The following is a 12,102-nucleotide window of genomic DNA, read 5'->3' as shown; positions in this document are numbered from 1 at the left end:
CTGACGTGCTTGGCCAGCACCTGCGTGATGGCGGCCGTGAGCGTGGTCTTGCCGTGGTCCACGTGACCGATCGTGCCCACGTTGACGTGCGGCTTCGTACGAACAAATTGTTCCTTTGCCATGGCTTGCTAACGTGATAGTCTATGGATGAGAGTAAGCAGGCTCACACGGCGGGTAAACGAAACGCCCCCGTGCAACAAAAAGCGTATCCCAACATCGCAGGGACACGCCGAACGCGTGAGCCGCCTATCGGATTTGAACCGATGACCCCTTCCTTACCATGGAAGTGCTCTACCACTGAGCTAAGGCGGCGTATTCTGTCCCTATCGGGCGCCGACGCGGAGCCGACCGGAGATCGAACCGGAACCCTCGAACAGAACGTGGAGCGGGAGACGGGATTCGAACCCGCGACCCTCAGCTTGGAAGGCTGATGCTCTACCAACTGAGCTACTCCCGCAATCGATCTCGGACTCCGAATCCCGGATTGGGGACGGCGTCACAGAGCCTCCGGAACCCGGAATCAACGTCGAAACCCTGAAACCGATATGGTGGACAGGGGAGGATTCGAACCTCCGAAGGCGAATGCCACTGGATTTACAGTCCAGCCCGGTTGGCCACTTCGGTACCTGTCCGTGTTTGCAAAGACGCCCGCGACAACGCCGCGCACGTCAAGCCTTGCCTTTAAAGACCCAACCCGTACGTAGTGCCCCCGGAAAGCAAGAATTTAATGTAAAGAGCCGGCGAAGGGACTCGAACCCCCAACCTGCTCATTACAAGTGAGCTGCTCTACCGGTTGAGCTACGCCGGCTTATATCGGGTCGAAAGCCAAGACTGCTAATTTACAAATACCCTTTACGGGTGTCAACTACACCCCGTAAAGGATCCATGAAGGCGACCGCCGGCCCCGCGACCGCTCCGACGCCTCCCCGGCCGCTCAACCCGCCGCCTCGCGCCGGCGCTTGCGCCGACGGTAAGCGAGATAAAGCTGCACGGCGGCGAAGAGCACGATGAGGGCGCCGATCACCCAGCCGTACACCCGCAGGTACTCCCGCACGACCTCCCAGTTCTCCCCCACCTGATAGCCGAGAAACGCGATGAGCGTGGTCCATACGGCGGCGCTCAAGGTGGCGTATGCGGCGGTCTTCCACGGGTTCATGTGCGACATTCCCACCGCCAGCGAGATCACGGAGCGCAGACCGCTGAGGAAACGATTGGCCGCCACCACGCCGTAGCCCCATCGACGCACCCACACCCGCGCCTTCTCGATACGGTCCTTCGGCAACCACCGGAACCGTTCGGGATCGAGAACGGCTTCCCCGATGCGATACCCGATGGCGTACATGGTCATGAAGCCGAGCACGCCGCCGAGCGTGGAGAGGAACACGACCATCGCGAAGTTGAGCTTCCCCAGCCCGACCAGATACCCGCCGAAGACCACCACCATGTCTCCGGGGATCGGCGGCGCCACGTTCTCGCCGTAGGCAATAATCAGGATCGCCGTGTACGCCCACATCGGAGAGAGCGCGGCCATCCATTCGAAGACCTGGGTGAAGAAGTCGCCCATCGTGGCTTGGGATACGGTCGAAAAAAACACCCGGCGCGATCAGTCGTCGGCTTCGATCAGACAGACCGCGTACGCCGCCGCCCCCGCTTCGGCGCCCACGAACCCGAGGCGCTCCGTGGTGGTCGCCTTGACGGAGACCCGCCCGCGATCGAGCCCGAGCGCCGTGGCAATGTTCGCCCGCATGGCGTCGATGTGCGGGCGCAGCCTGGGACGCTCCAACGCCACGGTGGCATCGATGTTCGAGATGCGATAGCCCGCCCCGGCGACGAGGCAGCCGACGGCTTCGAGGAGCTTCCGGCTGTCGGCGCCGCGCCAGCGTTCGTCGGTGTCGGGGAAGTGCAGGCCGATGTCGCCGAGGGCCGCCGCCCCGAGCAACGCGTCGGCGACGGCGTGGAGGAGCACGTCGGCGTCCGAATGCCCCGCCAGCCCGCGCTCGTGCGCAATCTCGACGCCTCCGAGGATGAGCGGGCGCCCTTCGGTGAGGCGGTGCACGTCGTATCCGATGCCGATGCGCATATTGATGCAGCGAAGGTTTGGGGGAAAGCGCGACGGCCTCAGACCCGGCCGTAGTTGGTGGCCTCCCAGTGAGGCCAGAAGCTCTGCGCCCACGTCCAGTCGCGCGCGGTGGTGATCTTCAGGTTTTGCTCACTGCCGGAGACGATGGCGACGGGATGGCCGAGGCGTTGCACGAGATCCACGTCGTCGGTGGCCTGGATGCGACGACGACGGGCGAAGGTGTGCGCCGCTTCGAACCAGTCGCGACGGAAGCCCTGCGGCGTCTGCATCCGATAGAGGCCCTCGCGCGGGACCGTCTCGCCGAAGACGTGGTCGGCTCCGCGCCGGAGCGTGTCGGCGACGGGGATGGCCAGCGCCGCGGCGCCCTCCGCCCGCACACGCGCGAGGACGCGAGTGATCTCGGCCCTTCGCACGAACGGACGCACGGCGTCGTGGACGAGCACCACCCCCACCTCGTCGGGAGCCGCCCGGAGCGCCGCCGCCACGGACTCCTGCCGCGTCTTTCCGCCGGGCATCACCCCCGCCAGCTTTTGCACCCCCCACGCGTCCAACTCCGCCGCCAGGGGACGAACCGCCTCCGCCGGAGCCGCCACAAGGATGTGATCGACCGCCGGATGACGCTCGAAGACGAGCGCCGTCTGCACGAGCAACGGCTTGCCCCCGAGTTGGCGAAACTGCTTGCGCCGGCCGCCCATCCGCTTCCCCTGCCCCGCCGCCGGAATCAACACCGCCACATGCGTTTGGTCTCCGGCGTTCGACATAGCGGCCCTCCGTGGGGTCGGGAGATCAGGAAAAAGACCGTGCGGCGCGTGTCCTCACTTAATGAGCATCGCATCGCCAAAGGAGAAGAGCCGGTAGCCCTTATCCATCGCCTCGCGATAGGCTTCCATGATGAAGTCGTGGTCGGCGAAAGCGGACACGAGCATCAGCAGCGTGCTGCGGGGCATGTGGAAGTTGGTGATGATCCGTTCCGTGATGTGGAACTCGTACGGCGGATAGATGAACTTGTCCGTCCAGCCCCGATTGGCCTTCAGCGTGTACGACGCCGACAGGCTCGACTCGATGGCGCGCACGACCGTCGTCCCCACCGCCGTCACGTGGTGGTCGGGCGAGCGCAACGCCTCGTTGACGACCTTCGCCGTAGGCGGCGGGATGTCGTAAAACTCCGAGTCCATCCGGTGCTTCGTCAGATCCTCTACCTCCACCGGGCGAAACGTGCCGAGCCCGACGTGGAGCGTCACCGAGGTCATCCGAACGCCTTTGTCGACGAGCTTCTGCTGCAGTTCGGGCGTAAAGTGCAGGCCGGCGGTGGGAGCCGCCACGGCGCCGCGCCGCTCGGCAAAGATCGTCTGATACCGCTCCCGGTCCGCCTCCTCCACGTCGCGCTTGATGTACGGCGGGATGGGCGTCTCCCCGATCTCGTCGATCTTCTCATAGAGCTCCTCGTTCGTCCCCTCGAAGACGAACCGGATCGTGCGCCCGCGCGAGGTCGTGTTGTCGATCACCTCGGCAATGAGCCCGTTGCGGAAATAGAGCTTGTTGCCGATGCGAATCTTGCGCGCCGGATCGACGATGACGTCCCACAGACGGCTCTCCGGGTTCAGCTCACGCAACAGAAACACCTCGATGCGCGCACCGGTCTTCTCCTTGTTGCCGAAGAGCCGGGCCGGAAACACCTTCGTGTTGTTGACCACCATCACATCGCCTTCGTGAAAGTAATCGACGATGTCGCTGAAGGTGCGATGCTCGATGGTGCGATTTTTTCGATCCAGAACCATGAGCCGGGCACTGTCCCGGGGCTCGGCCGGATACTTTGCGATGAGCTCGTGAGGGTACTCGTACAGAAAATCCGAAAGCTTCATAGACACCGTTCACTACAGAGATGACGAACCGAGCAAAGCTCGATGTGAGGAACAACCCCTCTCCTGCCTGCCGAATGGAACTCCCCGCCGCCCCTCCTTTCCACCGCAGACAGAAACGGGTCCCTGCCTCAACGAATACGGACGCAGCATGCGCGCGCCACGAAAAAAACCAGGCTGCTTGAACGGCATTCCGGCACAGGAAAGAGCGCGTTTCTTTTAAGGGGCCTAAATATAACGTCGTTTCCAGCCTGCTCCAAACCTGCAACGCCCGCCGCCCCCCGTCGCCGTCTCCCGTTTCTTCTCTTTTCGATTGAATTCACAAATTATACCGCAGCCACGACGGCGGACTTTAAAACTTCTCCGCACCGGAGCCTCCTCTCTTTGCGCTTCGCCGCCGGCACTTGACTGAAGCCATCCGGTGTTCTACCATAGGTTGGATCGTTTCCCCACCGCGCCCCAACCTCCGTGCGCATGCGTGCCCTCGCCTGCCTGCTTCTCACGTTCCCGCTCTTCGCCGCGTGCGACCACGGCCTCGCGCCGCCGCCCGAGCCGCCCGCCGGAGCCATCCGCGGCATCGTCGTGTACGCGGGCCACCCGGATGCGTGGCCGCCCCGCTCCGAGGTGCGCGACCTCCGCTTCGTCGCCATGCGCTTCGTCCCCCGCGACACCGCCGACTTCCTCCAGCTCAACCGCATGGAGATCAGCGAGACGCTCCGCTACCGCGTGCCGAGCGATACGTTCTTCATCGACGATGTCGCCGCCGGCGTCTTTCCCTTCAGCGGCGTGGCCCAGCACTTCAGCGACGACCTGCTCGCGTGGCGGCCCGTCGGGCTGTACGAGGACGACGGCGGCCTCTTCGAGGTGCGCCCCGGCGAGGTCACCGAGGTCTCCGTCACGGTCGATTTCAGGAACCCGCCCAGGTTTCCCCCGGACTGATCTTTCCGCCATGCACACCCGGCTTCGTCTCCTCCCGCTTCTTCTGCTCGCCTGCGGCTTCGCCTCGGGTGCGTGGGCGCAGACGGGCGTGATCCGGGGCGCGGTGCGCGATGCGGGCGGGGGCCCGCTCCCCGGCGTGAACGTGACGCTCGCCGGAACCCCGCGCGGCACGGCAACCGACGCCGAAGGGCGGTACCGCCTGACGCACCTCGCCCCGGGCGCGTACACCGTGACGGCCTCGGCCGTCGGCTTCCGGCGCGAAGAACGCCGCGTCTCGCTCGCCCCCGGCGATACGCTCACGATCGACTTCACGCTCCGCGAGATCGTGCTCCGCTCCGGCGAGGTGGTGGTGACGGCGGCGCGGCGCGGACAACTTTCGAGCACCGTCCCGGCCAGCCTGACGACGATGACCCCGCGCGAACTCGACGTGCGAAACGTCGTCGCACTCGACGACGCGCTCCGCTTCGTGCCCGGCGTGCAGGTGCAGGGCAACCAGGTCAACGTGCGCGGCTCCTCGGGCTTTGCCTATAATACCGGCAGCCGCGTCCTCCTCCTGCTCGACGGCGTCCCGCTCCTCTCGCCGGACACCGACGGGATGCCCTTCGACGCGCTCCCCTTCGCCCGCATCGAACGGGTGGAGGTGCTCAAAGGCCCCGGCTCGGCGCTCTACGGCAGCGGCGCGCTCGGCGGCGTCGTGAACGTCATCACGAAGCCGTATCCCGACACGCCCGAGACGTCGGTCCGGCTCTTCGGCGGAGGGTACGAGCCGGTGCGGTATGCGGTGTGGCGCGCGCGATGGGACGGCGCCTCCAAGGCCCGCCCCTTCGGAGGAGCCGCCTTCTCGCACGCCCGGCGCTTCGGCGAAAAGCTCGGCCTGTGGGTCAACCTGGCCTATCGCGCCGACGCGGGATACCTCCACTTCGGCAAGCTGTGGCTCTTCCAGGGGTATGCGAAACTCGGATGGCGGCCCCGCCCCGCGCTCCGCCTCGACGTGCTCGGGGGCATGCTCGCCCGGAAAAAGGACAACTTCCTCTTCTGGAACGGCGGACGCGACGCGCTCAACCCCGGCAACCTCTCGTTCGATCCCGACGCGGCCCCCGCCGGCACGAACGACGCCTTCAACAACCAGTTCAGCCTCCTCCCCACCTTCACGCACCTCGTCGGACCCACCCTCTTCTATACGCTCAAGGCGCGCCTCTTCGCCGTGCTCATCCGCCCCATCGACGACGCGACGGGGCGCATCAAACCCGTCTCCGACGGCACGCTCGGCTTCCGGTACGGCGGCGAGGCCCAGTTCAACTGGCAGCCTCGATCCGGCCGAAACCTGACCTTCGGCGTCTCCGCCGACGCCAACGCCACGCGCTCGTCGTTCTTCGTCACGAACGACGGCGACGAGCTCGGCGGACAGCCCGAAGGCGCGGTCTTCGCCCAGTGGGAACACACCGCTACGGATCGCCTCCACCTCGTCGCCGGGCTCCGCTTCGACGCCTACCGCATCGACGCGACGGAGACCGTCACCAGGCTCAGCCCGAAGCTCAGCGCCGCGTACACCCTGGGCGCACACGTCACCGCCCGCGTCGCTTTCGGGCAGGGCTTCCGCGTGCCGAGCCTCGCCGAGCGCTTCACCGATAACCGCGACTTCGTGCCCATCGTCCGCAACCTGACGCTCCGCCCGGAGACGAGCACGAGCCTCGAAGTGGGACTGCGCGGACTCGCGCCCCTTGCCTCCACGAGCGGCGTCCAATTCGACCTCGCGCTTTTCCATAACGCCTACGAGAACCTGATCGAGCCGAAGTTCGTCGCGGACCGGCGCGCGTTTCAGTTCGTCAACCTCACGCGGGCGCGCATCCGGGGCCTCGAAGCCTCGGTGGACGCGGGCCTCGCCGACGAGCGGGTGCGGGTGCGCCTCGGCTATACGTTCCTCGACGCCGACGATCTCACGGAGCGGCTGCCCCTCCCCTTCCGCCCGCGTCACCTCTTCATCGCCTCGCTCGACGCGCGTGTGACCGGGCCGTTCGAGGTCGGCTTCGACTATCGCTTCGCCTCGCGACCCGAGCGTGTGGACTCCGACTTCACCCGCTTCGTCCCCGACGCCGACCTCCTCGTGGACACGCGCGTGCTCGACCTCCGGCTCGGCGTGCGACGGGGCGGACTGCAAGCGGCGCTCCTCGTCAAGAACGCCCTCGAATACTATTACCTCGAACGCCCCGCCTACCTCGCCCCGCCCCGCCACTTCCTCCTCCGGCTTCAAGCCGACTTTTGAATGGTGGCATTCTTCCCCGCCGATGACGTTATTTCGGAATCCGGATGAGGATTTCTGCCCGGCGTCGTGCCGACCCCGTGCGGGCGAAGGGCGGCAAATCAGCAAATAATCCCGGCGATGTGCTATGCGGAAAGCATGACCATCATCCACCACTCATTCACCCGGCCCGCGCCGATCCCATGACTCCTCGCTCGCTCCTTCTCCCCACCGCCGCGCTTCTTCTCCTCGCCGCCGGGTGCTTTCGAAGCGCCCGCGCGCAGACGCCCGATCCGCCGGACTACCGCTTTCGATACGTCGCGACGGTGCATCAGACGGGGCCGGTCGGCTACCGGGATCCGCTCGGCGTGATCTCGCCCGACGGCCTATGGCTTGCTTTCGCCGCAGGCCCCGGGATCGGCGTGCAGCCGATTGCCGGGGGGCCGGTGACGCTGTTCGACCGCGTGCACCGCATCACCGAGATGGCATGGCTCCCGGACGGCCGCCGCTTCGTCGCCCGCGACATGACGCCCGACCGCAAGGGCCACTGGCTCGTGTACGACCTCGCGACCGGCGCGCACGCCCCCCTCTGGCCGGAAAGGCCCGTGCTTCGCGGCGTCGGGGAGGGCGGAGAGACCTTCGAGGTGGAGACGGGGCGGCTGCGGTATCTCACGTGGTCGCCGGACGGGGGGCGCGTGGCGGGCGTCGCGCACGGGCCGGACGGCTCGCAACTCTGGACACTCGACGCCGACGGTGGGAACGCGCGCGTCCGCGTGAGCGGGCAGCGCCTCACGCACCCCGCGTGGATCCCCGGCGAGCACCGCGTGGCCTGCCTCGCCTTCACCGGAGAGCGGCAGGGCTTCGACGCGGCGTGCGCCGGCCTCGACCCGAACGCCTTCGGTCAGGAAGCATACGGCCCCGTCGCCTTCTCGCCCTCGGGCGACCGGCTCTATTATGCCGTCCCCGACGAGCACGGCTACCTCGACCTCTGGCGTCGCGACCGCCCCGGCGGGCTGCCCCACCGCCTGACCCGCTTCTTCCGCGACACGTACGCCCCTTCGGTCAGCCGCGACGGGCGGGTGCTCTTCAAAACGCAGGAATACCACACCTCCATCGCCACGGCCCCCGCCGGCGGCGGTCCTTCGACGGCCGTCACCACGTTTCAGGCCGAGACGCCCTCGTGGAGCCGCGACGGCTCGGCCCTCGCCTTCACGTACGGCACGTGGCGGCACGCCACCGACGACTTCCACTATCCCGACATCGCTCAGAACCTCGGCCTCGTGCGCATGGACGGCCCGTTGCCCGCCGACGTTCCGACCACCGTCGTGCGCGCCTCACGCTCCGAGGATCAGGGCATGGACTGGTCGCCCAACGGCAAGTGGATCGTCCTCCACTCGCACGCCGACGGCCTCGACGACGTGTGGCTCCTCCCCGCCGACGGCTCCGCGCCCGCGCACCCGCTCGAACGGGGCGGCATCGAGACGGGATGGCCGCGGTGGTCGCCCGACGGACGGTGGATCGTGTATCCGACCGAGGTCTATGAGGGAGACACGCACCGCACGGCGCTCTTTCTCATCGGCATCGATCAGGAGACGGGCGCGGTCACGGAGGCAGCGCACGAGATCCCCCTCGGCATGCCGGCGGAAGGGACGGCCGTCGCCGTGTGGGCGCCCGACAGCGAACGCCTCGTCTTCGAAGCCGAGACGGAGCCGGGGCGCAAAACGCTCTTTATCGCGAGCCGCGAGGGCGGCGCCCCGAAGCCGTTCCACACCTTCGCGAGCGACATCAAATACTCCGGCGTCACCGTCTCGCCCGACTTCCGGCAGGCCGCATACGTCGCGCCCGCTTCCGACGGCTACCTTCAGGTCTTCCGCGTCCCCCTTTCCGGCGGCGAGGCCCGTCAGGTGACCTTCGACCCCACGAACAAGACCCACCCGGCGTGGTCCCCGAAGGGCGACCGGATCGCGTTCACCGTGTTCCGGTATCTCTCGCACTTCTGGCTCCTCACGGAATGATTCGCACGGCTTCGCCTCCCGCCTTGCGGAATCGCCCCCCCTTACGCGATACCCCGCACGAACCCCAACGTCCGCCCCTCCGGACGGCATCCCCTGGAATTGTCTGACCGCTTCCCCACCTTCGCCATGAAAAAAACCTGCGCCGCTCTCAGCGTCCTCGTCCTTTTCGCCTTTTCCGCCGCCGCGCAGCCTGCGATCCCGGCGCACACGCTCGACGGGCTCCGCTTCCGGAGCCTCGGCCCCGCCGTGACCGGCGGGCGCATCCACGACGTCGAGGCGTTGCCCGACGACCCGAGCACGATCTATGTGGCCTCGGCCTCGGGCGGGCTGTGGAAATCGACGAACAAGGGCACGACGTGGACGCCGCTCTTCGACAATCAGCCGGTGAGCACCTTCGGCGACGTCGCCATTGCCCCGTCGAACCCGGACGTGGTGTGGGCCGGGACGGGCGAACAGCAGAACCGGCAGAGCACCTCGTGGGGCAACGGCGTCTATCGCTCCACCGACGGCGGCGCGACGTGGACCCACCTCGGCCTCGTCGAGACGCGGCACATCGGACGGGTGCGCGTGCACCCGGACGACCCCGGCACGGCATACGTGGCCGCCCTCGGCAACCTGTGGAAAGCCAACCCCGAACGCGGCGTCTTCAAAACCACCGACGGCGGGCAGTCGTGGGAAAAGGCGCTCTTCATCGACGACGTCACGGGCGTCGTCGACCTCGCGATGGATCCCTCGGACCCGAACACGCTCTATGCCGCCGCCTATCAGCGCATGCGCCGGACGTGGGGCTTCAACGGGGGCGGCCCCGGCAGCGGCATCTACAAAACCACCGACGGCGGCGCGACGTGGACCGCACTTACCAACGGCCTCCCCGAAGGCGACAAGGGCCGCATCGGCCTCGCCCTCGCGCCTTCGAACCCGAACGTCGTCTACGCCACGGTCGAGCACGCGAAGGAGGGCGGCGTCTACCGCTCCGACGACGGCGGCAAGACATGGGCGAAGGTGAACACGCTCAACCCGCGCCCGATGTATTACAGCCGCCTCGCAGTCGACCCCCGCGACCCCGACCGCGTCTATCTCCTCGCCACCGAGTTTTACCGGAGCGACGACGGCGGACGCACCTTCCGGCAAATGCCCACCCGCCCGACGTACGACGTGGGCGTGCACAGCGATCATCACACCCTGTGGATCGATCCGAACGACCCCGAGCATTTTTACCTCGCCGGCGACGCCGGGCTGCATGAGACGTGGGACCGGGGCGAAACGTACCTCCGCCTCAACAACCTCCCCATCGGGCAGTTCTACGCCATCGGCGCGGACATGCGAAAGCCGTATCGCATCTACGGCGGCATGCAGGACAACCACTCGTGGGTCGGGCCGAGCGCCACGCGCCACTGGATCGGCATCATCGACGACGACTGGCGGCAGACCGACTACGGCGACGGCATGTACCAACAGCCCGACCCGAACAACCGCTTCGTCTATATCACCGCACAGAACGGCAACCTCATCCGCTTCGACGCGGTGACCGGCGACCGGCTCGACATCGCGCCGAGGCCGCCCGAAGGCGAAAAACCCTACCGCTTCGACTGGATCACGCCGGCCCTCCTCTCCCGCCACGATCCCCACACGCTGTACTTCGGCGGCAACCGGCTCTTCATCACCCACGACCGGGGCTATTCGTGGACGCGTACGAAGGACCTCTCCCGGCAGATCGAACGCGACTCGCTCGCGATCATGGGCGTGAAGGGAAAAGACGTCACGATCTCGAAGAACGACGGAACGGCCTCTTTCGGCGAGATCACGACCATCGCCGAGTCGCCGCTCGACCCGATGATCCTCTGGGTAGGCACGGACGACGGCAACGTACAGGTCTCCCGCGACGGGGCGCGGACGTGGGCCGAGGTGTCGAAGAACGTCCGCGCCGGGCGCGACGGCGCCTACGTCAGCCGCGTCGTCGCCTCGGCGTCTGCGCCCGGCACGGCCTACGCCGCCTTCGACGCCCACCGCGACGGCGACTTCGCGCCGTACGTCTTCAAAACCACCGACTTCGGCGCGACGTGGACGAAGATCACCGACGGCCTGCCCGCCGAAGGCTCGGTCCATGTGATCGTCGAGCATCCCGCCCGCCCGAACCTCCTCTTCCTCGGGACCGAGCACGCCCTTTTCGCCTCGACGAACGCCGGCGCCGCGTGGACCCCTTTCCGCGCCAACCTGCCCACCACCCGCATCGACGACCTCGAGATCCACCCGCGCGACGACGACCTCATCGTGGGCACACACGGGCGGAGCCTCTGGGTGCTGGACGACCTCGCGCCGCTCACCGCATGGAACGCCGCCCTCGCCGACGCGCCCGCGCATCTCTTCCCCATCCGCCCCGCAACGATCTTCTTCTACTGGAAAGACACCTCGTACCGGGGGCAGGGATCATTCGAGGGAGAAAACCCGCCCTTCGGCGCGCTCCTCACGTATCACCTCGCCGAGCCGGTCGATTCCGTCGAACTCGTGATCCGGAACGCCGACGGCGTCGAGGTCCGCCGCCTCACCGGTCCGGGTGCGGCCCACACGTTCCACCGCCTCGCGTGGGACCTCCGCCACGAGCCGCCGCCCTTCGACCCGACGCCGCCGAAGCGGGAGGGCCTCGTCCGCTCGAAGACCATCCTCCCCGAGCTCCCCCATCCGGTCGACCCGACGGGGCCGTTCGTCACGCCGGGGCTGTACACCGTCACGCTCCACGCCGGCGACGCGACGGCCGCCCGGACCGTGCGCGTCGAGGGCGATCCCGAGATGCCGATCTCCGACGCCGCCTGGCGCGTGCGCGAGCGCTTCCTCCTCGACCTCCTCGCCACACAGCGCGCCGCGTGGCGCGAGGAACGGCGGGCCAACGCCCTCCGCGACCTCTTCGTCCACCGCCGCGACTCGCTCAAGAGCCTCGGCGTCCCGCCCGAAGCGCCGCTCGCCGACGCCGAG

General features: G+C 67.5%; 9 protein-coding genes and 4 tRNA genes. 4 read left to right on the top strand and 9 right to left on the bottom strand.

What is annotated here, in order from left to right; genetic code table 11:
• From AC1HIY_RS16575 to queA, 9 genes are all read right to left on the bottom strand, one after another.
• Positions 1–122: GTP-binding protein (locus AC1HIY_RS16575; protein WP_457652101.1), on the bottom strand; the 122-nt coding region annotated here is incomplete at its 3' end.
• Positions 123–240: 118 nt separating this feature from the next.
• Positions 241–312: transfer RNA gene (locus AC1HIY_RS16570), tRNA-Thr, on the bottom strand.
• Between the two features lie 69 nt (positions 313–381).
• A tRNA-Gly gene (locus AC1HIY_RS16565) sits at positions 382–457 on the bottom strand.
• Between the two features lie 89 nt (positions 458–546).
• Positions 547–632: transfer RNA gene (locus AC1HIY_RS16560), tRNA-Tyr, on the bottom strand.
• A 103-nt stretch (positions 633–735) separates the two neighbouring features.
• Positions 736–808 (bottom strand) — tRNA-Thr (locus AC1HIY_RS16555).
• 126 nt (positions 809–934) lie between these two features.
• The gene (locus AC1HIY_RS16550) at positions 935–1,564 is read right to left on the bottom strand and encodes a DedA family protein (RefSeq protein ID WP_479577907.1); all 630 of its coding nucleotides are present in this window, start codon (positions 1,562–1,564) and stop codon (positions 935–937) included.
• Positions 1,565–1,603: 39 nt separating this feature from the next.
• Positions 1,604–2,080, bottom strand: coding sequence for a 2-C-methyl-D-erythritol 2,4-cyclodiphosphate synthase (gene ispF / locus AC1HIY_RS16545; protein ID WP_479577906.1), 477 nt, complete (start codon positions 2,078–2,080; stop codon positions 1,604–1,606).
• 38 nt (positions 2,081–2,118) lie between these two features.
• A complete protein-coding gene (ispD, locus tag AC1HIY_RS16540; protein ID WP_479577905.1) occupies positions 2,119–2,841 on the bottom strand; it encodes a 2-C-methyl-D-erythritol 4-phosphate cytidylyltransferase in 723 nt (240 codons plus the stop codon).
• A gap of 54 nt (positions 2,842–2,895) precedes the next feature.
• Positions 2,896–3,942 carry a tRNA preQ1(34) S-adenosylmethionine ribosyltransferase-isomerase QueA gene (gene queA / locus AC1HIY_RS16535; RefSeq protein ID WP_479577904.1) on the bottom strand — a complete coding sequence of 349 codons (1,047 nt, stop codon included), beginning with the start codon at positions 3,940–3,942 and terminating at the stop codon, positions 2,896–2,898.
• Between the two features lie 471 nt (positions 3,943–4,413).
• On the opposite strand from queA, the gene AC1HIY_RS16530 reads away from it, so the two are divergent.
• The 4 genes from AC1HIY_RS16530 to AC1HIY_RS16515 all read left to right on the top strand — a co-directional run.
• Positions 4,414–4,878: a hypothetical protein gene (locus AC1HIY_RS16530; protein WP_479577903.1), complete on the top strand. Its 465-nt coding sequence runs from the start codon at positions 4,414–4,416 to the stop codon at positions 4,876–4,878.
• Between the two features lie 10 nt (positions 4,879–4,888).
• Complete coding sequence (locus tag AC1HIY_RS16525; protein WP_479577902.1) at positions 4,889–7,141, top strand: TonB-dependent receptor; 2,253 nt, start codon at positions 4,889–4,891, stop codon at positions 7,139–7,141.
• Positions 7,142–7,320: 179 nt separating this feature from the next.
• The gene (locus tag AC1HIY_RS16520; RefSeq protein WP_479577901.1) at positions 7,321–9,132 is read left to right on the top strand and encodes a hypothetical protein; all 1,812 of its coding nucleotides are present in this window, start codon (positions 7,321–7,323) and stop codon (positions 9,130–9,132) included.
• Between the two features lie 126 nt (positions 9,133–9,258).
• The coding region (locus tag AC1HIY_RS16515; RefSeq protein WP_479577900.1) for a VPS10 domain-containing protein at positions 9,259–12,102 on the top strand (2,844 nt) is incomplete at its 3' end.

This window comes from Rhodocaloribacter sp. (assembly GCF_056451265.1).
The sequence above is the reverse complement of the archived record's forward strand: the minus strand, read 5'-3'. Positions and strand labels throughout refer to the sequence as shown.

What these genes read in the sequence shown, in the direction of transcription:
- AC1HIY_RS16520 (WP_479577901.1), top strand. Translation starts at nt 7,321, where the DNA reads ATGACTCCTCGCTCGCTCCTTCTCCCCACCGCCGCGCTTCTTCTCCTC.
- AC1HIY_RS16530 (WP_479577903.1), top strand. Translation starts at nt 4,414, where the DNA reads ATGCGTGCCCTCGCCTGCCTGCTTCTCACGTTCCCGCTCTTCGCCGCG.
- queA (WP_479577904.1), bottom strand. Translation starts at nt 3,942, where the DNA reads ATGAAGCTTTCGGATTTTCTGTACGAGTACCCTCACGAGCTCATCGCA.
- AC1HIY_RS16525 (WP_479577902.1), top strand. Translation starts at nt 4,889, where the DNA reads ATGCACACCCGGCTTCGTCTCCTCCCGCTTCTTCTGCTCGCCTGCGGC.
- ispF (WP_479577906.1), bottom strand. Translation starts at nt 2,080, where the DNA reads ATGCGCATCGGCATCGGATACGACGTGCACCGCCTCACCGAAGGGCGC.
- ispD (WP_479577905.1), bottom strand. Translation starts at nt 2,841, where the DNA reads ATGTCGAACGCCGGAGACCAAACGCATGTGGCGGTGTTGATTCCGGCG.
- AC1HIY_RS16550 (WP_479577907.1), bottom strand. Translation starts at nt 1,564, where the DNA reads ATGGGCGACTTCTTCACCCAGGTCTTCGAATGGATGGCCGCGCTCTCT.